The sequence below is a fragment of the Flavobacterium sp. genome (assembly GCF_040382755.1).
Taxonomy (GTDB): domain Bacteria; phylum Bacteroidota; class Bacteroidia; order Flavobacteriales; family Flavobacteriaceae; genus Flavobacterium.
The window spans coordinates 29,755-47,006 of sequence record NZ_JBEIET010000003.1 but is presented as its reverse complement, the minus strand read 5'-3'; the positions used below and the strand labels follow the sequence as shown (position 1 = coordinate 47,006).

Here is a 17,252-nt window from a genome sequence, read left to right as displayed (position 1 = left end):
AATTAGGTTACAAAAGTGCGTCCGGAAGTGCGTACTATTTTACAGAATTGGGTGTTTATAGAAAATCCAACCATTGGGGAAGAGCTGCCAATTGCCGTTGGAGATTGATAACGAATGCGGACTATAAAAATCAAACTGAAATTGTAGGATTTGCCAGATGGACTGATTTTTATCCCAATAATGACACTGAAAAATTGTTTTTTATTGAAATAAATGAAGCAAAAAACGAGGTGCAATTTAATCATAAAAATCATCCAAACTATGCCCATCAAATTGTAAGAAATGCTTCCGACACAGCAAAAAGAATAAAAGAAATTAAAAATGTGTTACAAACCACTTCTTGGGCGAAACACTTAATTTTCCATGATTTTGAAGAAATAAAGAGGAAAATGCTGACTGAATTGAGTAATACCAATGAAAGTTTCGTAAATTTGAAGAAAATTTTGCAACATGGGAAGAAATAATGCCATAAATAAAGACAAGCATAAAAAGCAATTGGACAATCATTTGAAGAAAATTCAAAAAACAAAGCAAACGTCTGCAGCCAAAAAAGCGTCTATTTTAGAACAATACAAGCAATCGCTTAAAAACCAATAATGCCAATACATCAGTTCGTATATTTAAAACCAAAAGTTCAAACAATTATTGATTTGATAGCTAAAAAAGAATGGAAAAAAGCCCAACTTTTACAGCTAGAAGTGAGTGAGGAAGTGGAGAATTTAATAGATGAAGTGGTTTCAGACAATCATTTAATCGAATTAAGTAAATATCAGGTTTTGCTTACACATTTATTACTCAAAATTCAAAATGGATCACACTAAACTTTGCCCTTGCGGGAGTCACGTTACTTTAAAAGAATGTTGTTTGCCTTATATTCAAGAAGATGTAACGGTGCCTACTGCAGAAAAATTAATGCGTTCCAGATTTACAGCATTTTATTTACATGATGCGGCATATTTGTTCAAAACTACTCACGTATCTCAAAAAAAATATACAAATAAATCAGATATTTTAGCTTGGGCACAACAAAATACGTGGCAGAAATTAGAAATTCTAAACAGTACTGAAAATACGGTGGAATTTAAAGCCTACTTCTTAGATGACAATAAAACACCTCAAATTCATCACGAAAAATCAACATTTATCCTTTTTCAAAACAATTGGTTTTATGTGGACGGTAAGTTTTATTAGTTTTAACTAAAAATTAGTATTCGTTTTTATGTTATAAAATATAAACCTTGTATTTTTATGGTATGAAAAAAGGATTCTATTTTAAGACATACGAAAAACCATTTAAAACACCATTTGAGGTGCTTTTTGATGTTTTTAAAGAATTGATTGTACACACTTCTGGTGATTTCGAAGAAGCTATAGATTGGCTACGTGAACTTGATGCCGAATACAAATTAACTACGCCAGACTATTCCATTGAAGATTTTATTGAAGATTTAAAGAAAAAAGGATTCATTCGTGAAGAAATAACAGGCGATGGTACTGGCGAGGTTACCATTACTTCAAAAACGGAACGACTTATTCGTCAAGCCGCTTTAGATCAAATATTTGGAAATTTAAATAAATCGGGTAGCGGCAATCATAAATCGAAACAACTTGGCGGTGGCGATGAACTCACAGGCGAACTTAGAAGCTATAATTTTGGTGATGCTTTAGATAGAATTTCATTAACGGAAAGTCTAAAAAATGCACAAATCAATAATGGAATTGGCGAGTTCCAACTTACCGAAAATGATTTGGTAATTGAAGATACGCATTACAAATCGCAAATGAGTACTGTTTTAATGATAGACATTTCTCATAGTATGATTTTATACGGCGAAGACCGAATTACGCCTGCCAAAAAAGTAGCGATGGCGTTGGCGGAACTTATCACTACTCGTTATCCGAAAGATACCATTGATATTTTAGTTTTTGGTAACGATGCTTGGCCTATTTCTATAAAAGAATTACCTTTTCTAAAAGTGGGACCCTATCATACCAACACCGTTGCAGGTTTGCAATTAGCAATGGATATGTTGCGAAGAAAACGCAATACCAACAAACAAATTTTTATGATTACCGATGGAAAACCAAGCTGTGTTCGAGAAAAAGACGGCTCGTATTATATGAATAGTAACGGTTTAGACGAGTATATTGTTGAAAAATGCTATACGCAAGCGGCACAAGCCAGAAAATTACACATTCCTATTACGACTTTTATGATTGCCAACGATTCCTATTTGCAACAATTTGTAGATAAATTTACGGAAGCCAATCAAGGAAAAGCGTTCTACACAGGTTTAAGTGGTTTAGGAGAAATGATTTTTCAAGATTACGAAGCCAATAGGAAAAAGAAACTGAAATAAGCATTAACCAGTTGGGTATAATTAAAATTAAAAATAATTTTGCCACGAATTGTCGAATTTTTCGGATTAAGTTTTCGATATAGTTCGAATTATCATCAAAGATGATCTAATTTTTTCGATAGTTATTTCGATATTCGAGAATTCGTGGCAAAAAGAGAATAATTAATAACAGTTTTAATTATTATACCCAACGGGTTAAGCAGTATCAAATAAAAAAAATCAAATAAAAAAAATAGTAGCTAAATAGCGTTTAAAAAAATAGTATGACACATATAAAAACATTAGGTGAATTGATACAATCAGGCTATCAATCCAAAAATATTAAAGAAGAGTTACGTACCAATTTAAGAAATAAACTAATAGCCAAACAACCAACCTTTTCAGGTGTGCACGGTTTTGAGAACTCTGTAATTCCAGAATTGGAACGTGCTATTTTATCACGACATAATATTAATTTATTAGGGTTACGCGGACAAGCAAAAACACGTTTGGCACGAAAAATGGTTGAACTTTTAGACGAATACATTCCTTTTGTTACGGGTTCAGAAATTAATGACGATCCGTTGCATCCAATTTCTCGTTTTGCGATAGATTTAATTGCTGAAAAAGGAAATGACACGCCTATTTCTTGGTTGCATAGAAGCGAACGCTTTTTCGAAAAATTAGCAACTCCGGATGTAACTGTAGCAGATTTAATTGGTGATGTTGATCCAATAAAAGCGGCCAATTTAAAATTATCCTATGCAGATGAACGTGTAATCCATTTTGGAATGATTCCTCGTGCCAACAGATGTATTTTTGTAATTAACGAATTACCTGATTTACAAGCTCGTATTCAAGTAGCGTTATTCAATATTTTACAAGAAGGCGACATTCAAATACGTGGGTTTAAATTAAGAATGCCTTTAGATTTACAATTTATTTTTACTGCAAATCCAGAAGATTATACCAATCGTGGAAGTATAGTAACGCCTTTGAAAGACAGAATTGGTTCGCAAATTTTAACGCATTATCCAGAAACTATTGAAATTGCTAAAATTATTACAACGCAAGAAGCTAAGTTAGATGAGTATCAATCGTCTTTAGTACACGTGCCAAATTTAGCAAAAGATTTATTGGAGCAAGTAGGTTTTGAAGCAAGAGAATCCGAATATATAGATGCGAAAAGCGGGGTTTCAGCGCGAATGAGTATTACCGCCTACGAGAATTTAATTAGTACCGCCGAACGAAGAGCTTTACTAAATGGAGAAGAAAAAACAACGGTTCGTTTGTCTGACTTTTTAGGAATTATCCCAGCCATAACAGGAAAAGTAGAATTGGTTTACGAAGGCGAACAAGAAGGTGCTGGAGTAGTGGCGCAGTATTTAATTGCTAATGCGATTCATACTTTTTTCCCGGGTTATTTTCCTAAAATTGAAAAACTGGAGAAACAAGATGTAACTACACCTTATACCGAAATTACCGAATGGTTTTTCAATGAATCAGGTTTTGAATTAACAGATGATTGCTCAGATGAAGTGTACAAAAACATCTTAGATGAGGTACAACCATTAGAAAAATTAATTCAAAAATACCAACCAGAAATTCCTGTCGTAGACCAATATTTCCTTAAAGAATTTATCCTTTGGGCTTTGGTGGAATACAAAAAACTATCAAAGGAAAGAACCGAAGATGGCTTTCAGTTTAAAGATCCGTATTCGAAGTTTATTAGTAAATTGTCTTAAACGTCATAACATAAATACAAAAATCCGTCCCGAATACTTCGGGACGGATTTATTTGTTTTTAATAGGATTTTGTCTTGTGTCAAAAATTCTATTAATGTAAATTTTATCTTTTCCTTCTCGGTAAGTTATTTTGCAATGATGATGAATTAACTTTCGGTATTCAAATTTTAAATGTGTAAAATCTTCATCAACAGAACCAATTTTATTGAATTTATGAAATGCTAAGATTTCAGTTGCTTCTTGAATTTCATTTGCGATTTTAATTGACTTATTAAAACCGAACAATTTTACATTAAATCGAGTAACTTTTTCCAAATCTTTAATCGCTCTGTTGGTCCAAAAAACAGGTTTAATTATTCTTTCCAATTAGCAATCATTTTTTTGACTTCTTCTTGTGCATAAATATTTCCGGATTCAATATCTTTTTCAGATTCAGCGATCATTTTGTCTTTTTTAATTTGAACAAAATAAGATGTTGCCATATCGTAAAATAATTGTACAAACTTATCATCACCATTATTGATGATGTCATGAAGTTCTTGTTTAAGTTCAATTGTACTCATATCAAAATATTTATATAACAAAACTACAAAAAAAATCCGTCCCAATAACTTCAGGACGGATTTTTATTTTATAGATTAATCGACACCTTATCTCTTCAAATGCACATCAAAGTAATCCGCAATTTTCGCATACATGTGAATTCTATCTCTACCACTCACATTATGTTCATGATTTGGGTATAAGAAATAATCTACTTGTTTTCCTGCTTTAATAGATGCTTCAATGAAATTCATACTGTGTTGTTGCACTACAACAGGGTCTTGTGCTCCGTGAATAACTAATAAGCGTCCTTTTAAATTCTTAACTTTATTTAATAAAGAGGTTTTTGCATAACCTTCTGGATTATCTTGTGGCGTATCCATATAGCGTTCTCCATACATAACTTCATAATATTTCCAATCAATCACAGGTCCGCCAGCCACACCTACTTTAAATATGTCTGGTTGCGATGTTAAAAGGGAAGTCGTCATAAAACCTCCAAAACTCCATCCGAAAACGCCAATTTTATTAGTATCTACAAATGATTTTGATTTTAAGAAATCCACACCTTTCATTTGGTCTGCCATTTCGTTTACACCTAAATTTCGGTGAGTTACGTCACAGAATTTTTTACCACGCGCATCACTTCCACGGTTGTCTAATGTAAATACTACATACCCTTGTTGTGCCATATACATGTCAAAATATCCAGCACCACTAAGCCATTTATTGGTAACCAATTGCGCATGCGAACCACCATATACATACACCATTACCGGGTATTTTTTTGTAGTATCAAAATTGGCTGGATAAATTAATCTTCCGTTTAGAGGAGTTGTACCATCTGCAGCTGTTAGTGTAACCATTTCAATTCTTGGCATATCGATTTTTCCTGTAAACGGATTATCGGCTTTCACTAAAGTGGTAGCCGCCATTTTTGTTTTGATGTTTAAAATCGAAATTTCATTTGGCGTAGTAGCATTACTATATTGATCTAAAACCAGCAGGCCGTCTGAAGAAACAGAAGCATTATGTGTTCCAGAAATTGTAGTTAACTGAATTGTTTTTCCTGATTTTATATCAACCTGATAAAGTTGTCTATCTAATCCGTTATTTGCCGTTCCGATGTAATTTATTTTCGAATTTGTAACATCAAAACCTAATAAATTGGTTACCACAACGTCTTTAAAACCTAAGTTTTTAAGTAATTTTCCATCGGTAGTGTACAAATACATTTGATTATATCCATTAAAATCCGTTTGATAAATAAATTGATTCGGATTATTTGGTACGAAAGTCAACGCGTGTTGTGGTTCCACCCAAGTGGTGGCTTTTTCTTCAAATAACGTTTTTACAAAAGCACCAGTTGAAGCATCGTATTTGTTAAATTTCAAATGATTTTGGTCTCGATTTAATACACCAACAAAAATATATTTTCCTGTGGGTTCCCAAGATACCATTGTTAAATATTGGTCTTTTGGTTCACCGGTTTGTAGTGTTACTTTTTTCCCTGAAGCCACATCGTATAGTACTAAAGTAACCTGCTCACTGGTCATACCTGCCATTGGGTATTTTAGGTCTTTGTTAACTGCTTCTCGTTCGTTCCAGTTGATAATTGGATAATTACCAACCATAGTTTCGTCTTTTCTATAATACGCCAATTGTGTTCCTGAAGCATTCCACCACATTCCTCTGTCAATACCAAATTCTTGACGGTGTACATAATCTGAACCGTTTACAATAGCTGGATTTTCATCGTTTGTAACTTCAATGGTTGTATTGTTTGATGTTATTCTGATGTTATTGTCTTTTAACCAAGCTACATTTGAGTTGGAAGCAAAACGCGCTTGGCTTCCTTCTAAAGCATAGCCAATTTTTGAAGTAATTTTTTTAGTAATTACATCATACGTTACTTGATATTGATTTGTTTTTGAAGCAATTTCTGTTTGAAATGTATTGTTGCTTTTCCATTCAATAGTAAAAGGAAAGGTGCGTAATACAAATTCATCGGTTGGCAGCGCTTCTTTCAAAGCGGCTTCAAATTCCGATTTAGTAGCCAAAGTAGTTACAGCCCATCCAGAAGTAGCGCTTCTTTCCATCAAATTAGTAAAATCTGAACTTAAATAGGTAACGGATTTTGAATCTTTTCTCCATTGAATTGCGTTTAATGAAGTGGGAGCATATTTTCTTGCTCCTGTTACAGTTTCTTCAATAGTTAGTTTTTGTGCAAAAGACACACATCCAACTAAAAGAAAACTTAAAATATAGTTTTTCATTGTAAGAAATTAAATTGTGAATTAGTTGGCTAAGATAAGCATTTGTTACAAAAAAATCCGACTCATTTCTAAATCAGATTTTAAAGTATTAAATTTTTTTTCCAAAATTGTCCGATAAAAATTTAAATTAATTGGCTTTAGTCTAATAAATGGATTTTTTTTAAAGCCACTGATTACAATGATTAGCACAGATTTTTATAAATATAAATGATATAATCGGTGCTAATCCTATAATCCGTGGCTAATAATTTTTTCAATAAATTAAATTGAATGTACTGGTTTAAATCCGACAATATTGATTTTATATATTTTTTACAAAATATGTAATTCTTTCATACAAGTATACATACTTTGATACGTTCTTTCAATGTCGTTGTCTAAACCTATAGAAAAACGAATTAATCCATCAGTTAAACCCATTTCTGTTTGTTCCTCTAAAGGAATTTCAGAAGAAGTGGATGTGCCTGGTGCGCTAAAAAGGGTTTTGTAAAATCCTAAACTAACAGCCAAATACCCTAAATTTCTTTCTTGCATTAATTCCATCAAAGCATTGGCTTTTTCTAAACTTCCAACGTCAATCGTCATCATACCTCCAAAGCCATATTCTGGGTTAATCATATTTTTGTATATAGTATGACTTGGATGACTTGCCAATCCTGGATAAACGGTTTTGATGCCGTCTGCTTCAAATTTATGTGCCAAATACATCGCATTATGACTGTGTTGCTTCATTCGGATATGAAGTGTTCTTAAATTTTTCATTACCGATGCCGAACGCAAACTATCCATTGTAGGACCTAAAAGCATACTGGCACCAGAATTTACGTTTTTTAAATCGTTTATAAATTCTTGACTCGCACACGTTACACCGCCCACTGTATCCGAACTTCCGTTGATGTATTTTGTTAAAGAGTGTATCACAATATCTGCACCTAATTTTACTGGCGATACCGATAAAGGCGAAAACGTATTGTCAACTACTAATTTAAGATTGTGCTTTTTCGCAATCTTAGCTAAAGAAGCAATATCGGCTACTTCTAATAAGGGATTACTCACCGTTTCGCAATATAAAACTTTAGTTGATGGAGTTATGGCTGCTTCTACAAGGTCTAATTTAGTAATGTCAACAAAAGTAGTTTTTATGCCAAATCTCGGTGCGAAATTTTTCAAAAAGGCATAGGTTCCGCCGTATATAGTTCTACTTGAAACCACGTGGTCGCCTTGTCCGCAAAGTTGTAAAATTGTTGGTGTTATAGCGCCCATTCCAGAAGCAGAAACATTGGCAGTTTCAGTGCCTTCCATTGCTGCTAACGCTTTATCTAAATATAAATTACTTGGCGAGGAATGTCGGGAATATAAATAACAACCTTCTGCGTTACCTTCAAAGGTATCAAACATAGTTTTAGCAGAAAGAAATGTGTAGGTAGATGAATCGGATATAGAAGGATTTACTCCTCCAAATTCGCCAAAATACTGTAAATCTTGTATGTTGTCGGCTGGATTAAATGTGCTCATAGTTGTTTGTTTTTATCTATCAAAATTGAAAATAATAAATTAATATTTCAATAATATCTTAAATATTTAGTTTATTTATCTAAAATATTTGTTAATTATAGATTATTTATCATTAATTTAGGTTTTTTATGTATTTTTACCAAATAAATAACGACCCGCTCCTCAAAGTTTCTAACTTCGAGGAAGTGTTTTTCGGTCTCAGACCGATTAGTAAAGTTCGGAGAACTTTTATCGCCTCCACGAAGTTAGAAACTTCGTGGAGCAGATTTTTTTATGTATTTTTAATAAATAAATTACGACAACAATGGATGCAATTGATAAAAAACTATTAGAATTGATGCAAATCGATTCAAAAAAAACAACAAAAGAACTATCAAGTAAATTAAATTTATCCGTTACGGCTGTGTATGAACGGATAAAAAAATTAGAACGCGAAGGGATTATTCGTAAGTATGTTACAATTTTAGATAAAACAAAAATTAACAAAGGTTTTGTAGTGTTTTGTCACGTTAAATTAATTAAACATTCAAGGGACTTAATTTCCGAATTTGAAAAAGAAGTAGTAACGCTAACTGAAGTTTTAGAATGTTTTCACGTAAGTGGCGATTACGATTATATTCTTAAAATTTGCGTAAAAGATATGGAAGAATACCGAGAATTTATGGTTACTAAGTTAACCACTTTGCAACATATTGGTAGTACGCACAGTACTTTTATGATTGGAGAAGTGAAAAATTCTACTTCATTTGTGTTGAATTAAAAATAGTAAAGTTTTTTCGCTAAATAGCTATACATATTTATATAAAAACTTTACTTTTGTACTTTGAAAACATACTATAACATTTTATAAAATATATTTATGAGTCAATTTGATGTAACCATTATTGGTTCTGGACCTGGAGGATATGTAGCAGCTATTCGTTGCGCCCAATTGGGATTTAAAACAGCAATTATTGAAAAATACGCAACGCTTGGCGGAACGTGTCTGAATGTGGGATGTATTCCATCAAAAGCATTATTGGCATCATCGCATCATTATGAAGAATTGCAACATTTTGCAGACCACGGAATTGAAGTTTCGGGTGAAGTAAAAGTCAATTTAGAAAAAATGATTGCCAGAAAACAAGCGGTTGTAGACCAAACTTCTGGCGGTGTAAAATACTTAATGGACAAAAATAAAGTTACAGTTTTTGAAGGTTTAGGTTCTTTTGAAACTGCGACTTCTGTTAAGGTAACTAAAGCAGACGGTTCATCTGAAATCATCGAATCTAAAAATATCATTGTTGCTACAGGTTCTAAACCTTCAAACTTACCTTTTATCAAATTAGATAAAGACAGAATCATTACTTCAACGGAAGCTTTAAAATTAAAAGAAGTGCCTAAACATTTAGTAATTATTGGTGGAGGTGTTATCGGTATCGAATTAGGACAAGTATATTTACGTTTAGGAGCTCAAGTTTCTGTAGTAGAATTTATGGATAGAATTATTCCAGGAATGGACGCTTCTTTATCTAAAGAATTAACAAAAGTCTTGAAAAAACAAGGTATGAAATTCTACACGTCTCACAAAGTTCAATCGGTTGAGAGAGCAGGAGATGTAGTTACTGTAAAAGCTGAAAACGCAAAAGGAGAAACCATTACGTTAGAAGGCGATTATGCATTAGTTTCTGTAGGTCGTCGTCCATATACCGATGGTTTAAATGCAGAAAAAGCAGGCGTAAAAGTTACAGATAGAGGTCAAATTGAAGTGAACAATCATTTACAAACTTCAGCAGCAAATATTTATGCAATTGGCGATGTTGTACGTGGTGCGATGTTAGCGCACAAAGCGGAAGAAGAAGGTGTTATGGTTGCTGAAATTTTAGCCGGACAAAAACCACATATCGATTATAATTTAATTCCTGGCGTTGTATATACGTGGCCAGAAGTGGCAGCTGTGGGTAAAACAGAGGAGCAATTAAAAGCAGAAGGTATTGATTTTAAAGCAGGAAGTTTCCCATTTAAAGCATTAGGAAGAGCAAGAGCTGGTGGCGATACGGACGGATTTGTAAAAATCTTAGCCGATGCCAAAACAGATGAGGTTTTAGGGGTTCATATGATTGGTGCTCGTTGTGCCGATTTAATTGCAGAAGCGGTTACCGCAATGGAATTTAGAGCATCAGCAGAAGATATCTCAAGAATGTCTCACGCACACCCAACGTTTGCAGAAGCCATCAAAGAAGCCGCATTAGCAGCAACAGCAAATAGAGCGTTACACGTATAAATTTAAAATCCAAAAATCCAAAATTAAATTCCAATATTTAAATTCCAAAAATTTAAATTTCAAATACAAAAAATCCCAAATTCTTATGAATTTGGGATTTTTTACTTTATATCTTAGCTAATTCTTTTTCTTTTTGATAGCCAAATAAATGATCCTTTTTAATGATTTCTGCGGTGCCATCTGGTAGCATATCTTCCCAGCCAGACTCGCCTTTAGCAATCATTTTTAATATTTTTCTGGAGAAAATATCTAATGTTTTGGCATCGTAAGTTTCAATATCCGTAACTTTTCCGTTGTATTTAAAGAATTTATACAATTCCTTCATTCTCGGATGTACTTTTAAGTTTTCTGATGTAATTATTTCACCCGTTTCTGGGTCTTTCATCGGATATAAATATACTTTTAAATCTCTGTAAAATAATTTTCCAAAGGCTTCTAAAATTCCACCAGACATATGACGGTAGTATTTCTCATCAAAAATTTCTACCAAATTACTCACACCCATAGCTAAAGCGGTACGTGATTTTGTAAAAGATGAAAAATATTCTAAAACTTTATAATATTCTTGAAAGTTAGAAATCATTACGGTTTGACCTAAAGCACATAAAAGTTCTGCTCTGTCTAAGAAATCTCTTTCGTCAATTTCACCTTCTGCTTTTAAGTTGGAAAGCGTGATTTCGAAAACCACAAACGTATTTTCTTTACTTACTTTATTTTCTTGTATAAACATCTCGTAAGATTGTTTATACATATCCATATTTACTTTAGTTACAGGTCGGAAACTACCACGTAACGCTAAAATATTCTTTTTATATAAAACCGCTGCTGGCAAAATATTCTTTCCTTCCGGATTAAACATTACGGCATCTGTAAAGCCGTATTTCACCAATTGCAAACTCATTAATCTGTTGTCTACATCTGCAAAGCTTGGACCTGAGAAATTTATCGTATCAATTTCAATTTGGTCTTTTTCTAAATGGTCGTATAAATAACGCAATAATTTTTTTGCATCATTGTGTTTGTAAAACGCGCCATAAATTAAGTTTACACCTAAGATTCCCAAGGTTTCTTGTTGCAAACGCGCATCATTTTCTTTAAAACGAATGTGAATTAAGATTTCATTATACGCTTGGTCGGGTTCTACTTGAAATTTAATTCCTACCCAGCCGTGTCCTTTAAATTGTTTTGCAAAATCAATAGTCGCTACGGTATTCGCATAACTAAAAAACATTTTGTTTGGGTGCTTGTCTCTTTTTAAACGATCTTCAATAAGTTTCGTTTCGTGCGTAAGCATTTTTCTTAATCTGCTTTCGGTAACATATCTTCCATCTTCTTCAATTCCGTAAATGGCATCACTAAAATCTTTATCGTAGGCAGACATCGCTTTTGCAATCGTACCTGAAGAAGCTCCAGCTCTGAAAAAATGCCTCACCGTTTCTTGTCCGGCACCAATTTCGGCAAAGGTTCCGTAAATATTTTCGTTTAAATTAATACGGAGTGCTTTGTCCTTTGTAGAAGGGATTTGTTCAATAGCTTTGTCTCCTCTTAATGTGATTTCAGTCGTCATTTATTCAAATGTGTTTTTGGCCAAATTAAAATACATTGCAAAGTTAATAAATTATAGGTTTTAACAAGAGTATTTTGTTATTTTTGTAAAAAAGAAATTACAACCATTACAATAAAGTAGCACTTTTCTACTAAAAGTAACGGGTAACTTTTTTAGCGTGTCAATCACATACATATGAAATTATACTTCTTAGGAACGGGTACATCTCAAGGCATTCCAGTAATTGGAAGTACGCATTTTGTGTGTTTAAGTGATGATGCAAAAGACAAGCGATTGCGCGTTTCTGTTTGGATACACGATGAAGATTTTTCTATAGTTATCGACTGCGGACCCGATTTTCGTCAGCAAATGCTTACCAGTGGTTGTTCGCGTATTGATGGGTTGTTTTTTACACACGAACACGCAGACCATACAGCTGGTTTGGATGATATTCGTCCGTTTTATTTTAATCAAGGTGACATTCCGGTTTACGGACATTCGCGCGTGTTGCAAAATTTAGCCAAACGATTTGATTATATCTTTGAAAAAGAAAACAAATATCCAGGCGCGCCTTCTGTGTTGCCAGTTGAAGTTGTAAATAATCAGAATATAACGATTAAAAATCAGGAAATTATTCCAATTAATGCGATGCACGGAAATTTACAGGTTTTTGGATACCGAATTAAAGATGTGGTATATTTAACAGATGTAAAAACCATTGCAGATTCAGAATTAGATAAACTAAAAAATGTTGAGGTGTTAGTTATCAATGCGTTACGTTTTGAACCACATAATACGCATTTTAACATTGAAGAAGCCATAAATTTTATAAATTTGGTGCAACCTAAAAAAGCGTATTTAACACATATTAGTCATATTTTAGGATTGCACGAAGAAGTACAAAAACAATTGCCAGAAAACGTTTTTTTGGCTTACGATAATTTAGAAATAGAAATTAAATAAATAGTAAAATGAAAAGGAGTTTATTACTTTACGGAATCGTATTTTCAGTATTAATTAATATTTTTCAATTTGTAAATTCTTCAAATATCTTGAAAAGAAGCGAAGAAGTATCTACAATTAGTAAAAAGGAATTAAAAAAAGCACAAGATACCATTGCGAAATTACGCGACAATGATACGTTTTCCTTAGACACTAATGAAAATGCGCAAGAGTATTATTTTGAATACGATGTAAAAGCGTTACAAACGAAAGTGAAAGAAGATTTAACATCTTTTAACGCGGATAAAAAAGGAAATAAATATGTTTCTTACGATCAAATTGGCGACAATCCATTTTTGATTAACAACATAAAAATTTTAAATCATAGATGGATTATTGCTAACTTTTCTGATGGTAAAGTTTGGGGTGAAGTGTTGATAAAATACTTTCATAATGCTGATAAACCTACCGAATTTGAAACCGTAGAAACCTTAATTTATCAAGAAACGCTAAATTAAAAATGAAAAAACTTGTATATATATTACTGCTGACATCGTTATTTTCTTGCGATTATATCTTAAAGAATCCGCCAAAAGATACCACGGAAATGGATTCTATTGTGAAAAATCAGGTAAATGATGACAAAAACGAAAACGGGTGCGATTTAAAAGCAGGGTACAAATGGTCGAATATGACTAAAAAATGTGTACGTGTTTTTGAAGAGGGCTATCGTTTAACTTCTATAGAAAGAGATTCGCTTGCCAAAAGAAAAAACGCCTTCTTTTTTGTGGATGAAGACAGCTTAATTGCAGAAGTTTTCTTGCCAGATTCTAAAGAATCAATAGTTTTTAAAAGAGAAAGCGAAGACCAAAACTTCAAATTTAAAGATTTCGAATTCCGTACCAACAAAGGTTTTTATTTGTACTACAAACAAACTCTTATGTTTCAACCTGCCATTCCTGTAGATACCAAAGTTTTAGGAAAAGACGAGGAGCATTAGTTTTTTGGGTATAAGGTTTTGGGTTTAGGGTAAAAGGTGCCTTTTACAGAATAATTATTTTATTCGTTTTGTCATACTGAACTTGTTTCAGTATCTGAATTTATTAAACTTCAGCAGGTTTTGGGTTGACTTTATTAATCAATCCTATGATATGTGATTGATTTGCAATGTTTCACTTTTCCCTTTTCATCGGGGCAACTATAAAACCAAATTTGACGAAATACAATCTTTATCAAACCGTCATTCAAACTTTGGTCCCCGTCAATTTGAGTAAGTCTAAAAAAACCTTTTTCTTTTTTGAATGTACCTTTTCTTATTTCTACCATCCAATTTTTATAATCATTTGTACTGTCGGATATTTTTTTCGAGTATTTACGATTTACAAAAGTGTAATCTTCATATAACTCCATTTCGTATACCAAAGAATCATTATCTTTTTCGCCAAGATGTAAAGTATATGTCTTTTTTGGATTTTGTGCAAGTCCAGAAACAGAAATAATTAATAAGATGAAGATATATAGTCTTTTCATATTTGCTTTAGTTTAATTTTTTTGTAATTAGTTTTCTTTAATTTTTAATTCTTTTGAGTATCTAACTAAAAGCATTGGAACAATTATGCAAACAATCTCAATAATACTTACTATATAGTTTTGCGGTATAAAATTCATAGCAATTAGGAAAAGTCCACTTATTAATAACGTAATCTTAATTTTTAATTGATTCAAAAGGAGTCCATTAACTATGTAATAAAACCCAATAATTGTAAACATCAAACTATTAATTATCCTATTAGTTTGTTCGCTATAATTCAGAAACCATCCTGAAATTTTTGCAACTAATATAACTGCTATTAAAATTGCTAAAACAGAAAATAAGTTTTTTTTCATTTTTATTATTTTTTAATTACTTCTACAGAATAATTATTTTATTCGTTTTGTCATACTGAACTTGTTTCAGTATCTGAATACTCAAAGTATAAGAACTTTACTGGGATTTACTGAAAAATTCTCAATCTTGCTAAACGCCTGTTAGCATTAGCCTTTTTTAATTAAGTTTATATTTAGAAAATGTATATTTCAAACTATCTTTTATATAAATGTTATAGTTGTTCGTTGTGTAAAGATAATCTTCTAAAATTATCAATGTAGATATGCTATATTCTTTCTCAAAATCAATCTCATAAGATTTGTTATCTTCTAATCTTATGAGTTTTGTTTCTATTACCCAAGGTAAAAATGTTTTGTGATTTTCTACTTTGAATCTCACAGGTTTATTCAAATCATTAAATTCATTTTTGAAAATATGTGTTTTGACTTCCTTCGGTAGGTCAGTATATTTAATATCTGTTGCAGTAAGATTTACATCTTTACAACTCAATAAAAGGATACTTGAAATCGCAAAATAAAATATTATACGCATTTTTGTTAAGGTTACTGCAAACCGCTGTTAGTGGCTGGTTATTTTACCGGTTCTATTAATTGAACTTTCCATAAAATTCTGTTATGTCAAAATAATATGAAACAGTTTCGTTTTTCTGAATTAATTGAATGTTTATTAAATCTATTTTTTTATTGTCTTTAGTAATTGTTGATTGTCCAACTGGTTTCCAATCTTTAAATTTCTCGCCATTTATTTTTGCGATATAAGCATATTCAGCAGCAACACCATTTCTTTCATTTCCTGCATTTTTTATTATGATTGCATTTTCAACTGTTTTTCCGTCACCACCTTCATAGGTAACTTTTGTCAAATCGTGCATTTTATTCCAATATTCTGTTGCGCTAGATTTAGTAGCTGTATTTTGGGTTGTAACACAAGAAATAGTTATGTTAGCTAATATAAGTAGAACTATAATTTTTTTCATTTATTCAATTTTTAATATTTTTAACTATCAGTAATTCGCTTTTCGGTTTTTTATTAAATTTAATTCTGTAATGTCTTTTATTTATGCGTTTTTTTTAAAAAAACTAGCTACTAACGTTTTTCATAAATATGCTGTTGGCAGAGGTATTAATTATTTGTAACAAATTCTAATTCCATTATTTCAATAATATTGTTATTCTGATCTTTAACAGTTAAATTAATAATTCCCTTAATATGAATGCCTCCGCCTGGTTTTGTCCCATTGTATATATTAGTAACTACTAAATTTCCAGAGGTGCGAAAATTTTGCCATTGTTGTTGACTGTGCAAACTACCTAAATAACTATCATTAATAATATAAGGAGATAAAGCTTTCCTGTAACTAACTTTATTATTAGTTGAATTTTCATCAAAACTCAAATTCATTAAGTTAGTTAGTGGTTGATTTAGCTGGATTGAAATATTTCTTCCATCACCAGAAACATAATCAATATTTTGATTACCAGTACCATTATTTAAAACTTGGAAATAAGATGATAAATAATTTGATGTACTGTTATTACTTTTAATGTAACAATAATCTCTTCCCCATGGAGACATAGCATCAAATGAATGGAAAATTTTTCCTTCAATTACCCTACTTTCTTGTGAATTTGTTGTTGAGTTAAGAATTCCACTAAATTCAATTGTAATTTTTTTAGATGTTTCATTAATTTCAAATTTATTTATTTGAAAAGAATTTAATGGTTTGTAAGTAGGTGTCTTAAATATTTTTAATATGTTATTACCAGCATTATATTTAGTCTCCTCTAATTCAAAGGAAAGTAATTGACCACTCTCTGTAAATATATATTTTAAATCATAAAAAAACTCAGCAATATTTCCATTTTTTACTGATATAGACGCAGAACCTTGATAATTAGTCCCTAAAAGCGTTAAGCCCGTGCCATTATTAATTGATTTGTATGTTTTTCCGTCAATTTTTAATTCAATTAACTCATTAACTTTATCATTTACAGCTTCCTCTTGAATAATCTCATCATCTTTAGAGCAAGAAATTAAAGAAATTAGGATTAAAAAAACAGCTATTATTTTTGCATTAGTATGTTTCATAATTATTGTATTTTAAGTTTTTTTTGTCAATATCTCTGCCAACTTGTATATATGTCTGAAAAAATCAGACTTATCTAACCAATTTTAGATGTATATGTCTTACTAA

21 protein-coding genes are annotated in these 17,252 nt (G+C 31.8%); 11 read left to right on the top strand and 10 right to left on the bottom strand.

Annotated elements, in window-relative coordinates:
- The 6 genes from ABWO04_RS00935 to ABWO04_RS00910 all read left to right on the top strand — a co-directional run.
- Nucleotides 1-464, top strand: a 464-nt coding sequence (locus ABWO04_RS00935) for a hypothetical protein (protein ID WP_353076583.1), incomplete at its 5' end; no start/stop codon positions are given.
- The gene (locus ABWO04_RS00930) at nt 451-597 is read left to right on the top strand and encodes a hypothetical protein (protein ID WP_291242906.1); all 147 of its coding nucleotides are present in this window, start codon (nt 451-453) and stop codon (nt 595-597) included. The genes ABWO04_RS00935 and ABWO04_RS00930, both read left to right, overlap by 14 nt.
- Nucleotides 597-821, top strand: a complete 225-nt coding sequence (locus ABWO04_RS00925) for a hypothetical protein (RefSeq protein WP_353076582.1) — start codon at nt 597-599, stop codon at nt 819-821. Before ABWO04_RS00930 ends, ABWO04_RS00925 begins: the two co-directional genes overlap by 1 nt.
- A complete protein-coding gene (locus ABWO04_RS00920) occupies nt 808-1,191 on the top strand; it encodes a YchJ family protein (protein WP_353076581.1) in 384 nt (127 codons plus the stop codon). Before ABWO04_RS00925 ends, ABWO04_RS00920 begins: the two co-directional genes overlap by 14 nt.
- Nucleotides 1,192-1,253: 62 nt before the next feature.
- On the top strand, nt 1,254-2,360 hold the full coding sequence (locus tag ABWO04_RS00915; protein ID WP_353076580.1) for a vWA domain-containing protein: 1,107 nt from the start codon (nt 1,254-1,256) through the stop codon (nt 2,358-2,360).
- A 263-nt stretch (nt 2,361-2,623) separates the two neighbouring features.
- Nucleotides 2,624-4,084, top strand: a complete 1,461-nt coding sequence (locus ABWO04_RS00910; RefSeq protein WP_353076579.1) for an AAA family ATPase — start codon at nt 2,624-2,626, stop codon at nt 4,082-4,084.
- A 49-nt stretch (nt 4,085-4,133) separates the two neighbouring features.
- Here the strand turns inward: ABWO04_RS00910 and ABWO04_RS00905 are convergent, their stop codons facing one another.
- The 4 genes from ABWO04_RS00905 to ABWO04_RS00890 form a co-directional block, all read right to left on the bottom strand.
- Nucleotides 4,134-4,451 carry a type II toxin-antitoxin system RelE/ParE family toxin gene (locus ABWO04_RS00905; RefSeq protein ID WP_353076578.1) on the bottom strand — a complete coding sequence of 106 codons (318 nt, stop codon included), beginning with the start codon at nt 4,449-4,451 and terminating at the stop codon, nt 4,134-4,136.
- The gene (locus ABWO04_RS00900) at nt 4,439-4,648 is read right to left on the bottom strand and encodes a hypothetical protein (protein WP_291241355.1); all 210 of its coding nucleotides are present in this window, start codon (nt 4,646-4,648) and stop codon (nt 4,439-4,441) included. Before ABWO04_RS00900 ends, ABWO04_RS00905 begins: the two co-directional genes overlap by 13 nt.
- 87 nt (nt 4,649-4,735) lie before the next feature.
- Complete coding sequence (locus ABWO04_RS00895; protein WP_353076577.1) at nt 4,736-6,904, bottom strand: S9 family peptidase; 2,169 nt, start codon at nt 6,902-6,904, stop codon at nt 4,736-4,738.
- Between the two features lie 312 nt (nt 6,905-7,216).
- Complete coding sequence (locus tag ABWO04_RS00890) at nt 7,217-8,419, bottom strand: aminotransferase class I/II-fold pyridoxal phosphate-dependent enzyme (protein ID WP_353076576.1); 1,203 nt, start codon at nt 8,417-8,419, stop codon at nt 7,217-7,219.
- Nucleotides 8,420-8,723: 304 nt separating this feature from the next.
- Here ABWO04_RS00890 and ABWO04_RS00885 point away from each other — a divergent pair, with 304 nt between their 5' ends.
- A complete protein-coding gene (locus tag ABWO04_RS00885; protein ID WP_291241352.1) occupies nt 8,724-9,179 on the top strand; it encodes an Lrp/AsnC family transcriptional regulator in 456 nt (151 codons plus the stop codon).
- Between the two features lie 99 nt (nt 9,180-9,278).
- Complete coding sequence (gene lpdA / locus ABWO04_RS00880; RefSeq protein ID WP_353076575.1) at nt 9,279-10,682, top strand: dihydrolipoyl dehydrogenase; 1,404 nt, start codon at nt 9,279-9,281, stop codon at nt 10,680-10,682.
- A 106-nt stretch (nt 10,683-10,788) separates the two neighbouring features.
- Here lpdA and ABWO04_RS00875 read toward each other — a convergent pair whose 3' ends face one another.
- Nucleotides 10,789-12,249 (bottom strand): TonB-dependent receptor, encoded by a 1,461-nt coding sequence (locus ABWO04_RS00875; RefSeq protein ID WP_353076574.1) that lies wholly within the window; start codon nt 12,247-12,249, stop codon nt 10,789-10,791.
- A 174-nt stretch (nt 12,250-12,423) separates the two neighbouring features.
- On the opposite strand from ABWO04_RS00875, the gene ABWO04_RS00870 reads away from it, so the two are divergent.
- The 3 genes from ABWO04_RS00870 to ABWO04_RS00860 are packed head-to-tail and all read left to right on the top strand — an operon-like array spanning nt 12,424 to nt 14,170.
- A complete protein-coding gene (locus ABWO04_RS00870) occupies nt 12,424-13,191 on the top strand; it encodes an MBL fold metallo-hydrolase (RefSeq protein ID WP_353076573.1) in 768 nt (255 codons plus the stop codon).
- 8 nt (nt 13,192-13,199) lie between these two features.
- Complete coding sequence (locus ABWO04_RS00865; protein ID WP_353076572.1) at nt 13,200-13,688, top strand: hypothetical protein; 489 nt, start codon at nt 13,200-13,202, stop codon at nt 13,686-13,688.
- Nucleotides 13,689-13,690: 2 nt separating this feature from the next.
- A complete protein-coding gene (locus ABWO04_RS00860) occupies nt 13,691-14,170 on the top strand; it encodes a hypothetical protein (RefSeq protein WP_353076571.1) in 480 nt (159 codons plus the stop codon).
- A 134-nt stretch (nt 14,171-14,304) separates the two neighbouring features.
- Here the strand turns inward: ABWO04_RS00860 and ABWO04_RS00855 are convergent, their stop codons facing one another.
- From ABWO04_RS00855 to ABWO04_RS00835, 5 genes are all read right to left on the bottom strand, one after another.
- Nucleotides 14,305-14,700 carry a hypothetical protein gene (locus ABWO04_RS00855; protein ID WP_353076570.1) on the bottom strand — a complete coding sequence of 132 codons (396 nt, stop codon included), beginning with the start codon at nt 14,698-14,700 and terminating at the stop codon, nt 14,305-14,307.
- Between the two features lie 27 nt (nt 14,701-14,727).
- Nucleotides 14,728-15,057 carry a hypothetical protein gene (locus ABWO04_RS00850; RefSeq protein WP_353076569.1) on the bottom strand — a complete coding sequence of 110 codons (330 nt, stop codon included), beginning with the start codon at nt 15,055-15,057 and terminating at the stop codon, nt 14,728-14,730.
- A 157-nt stretch (nt 15,058-15,214) separates the two neighbouring features.
- Entirely contained in the window at nt 15,215-15,589 is a 375-nt protein-coding gene (locus ABWO04_RS00845; protein WP_353076568.1) for a hypothetical protein, read from the bottom strand.
- Between the two features lie 55 nt (nt 15,590-15,644).
- Nucleotides 15,645-16,034, bottom strand: coding sequence for a hypothetical protein (locus ABWO04_RS00840; RefSeq protein ID WP_353076567.1), 390 nt, complete (start codon nt 16,032-16,034; stop codon nt 15,645-15,647).
- Nucleotides 16,035-16,180: 146 nt separating this feature from the next.
- The gene (locus ABWO04_RS00835; protein WP_353076566.1) at nt 16,181-17,146 is read right to left on the bottom strand and encodes a hypothetical protein; all 966 of its coding nucleotides are present in this window, start codon (nt 17,144-17,146) and stop codon (nt 16,181-16,183) included.
- Nucleotides 17,147-17,252 lie beyond the last annotated feature (106 nt).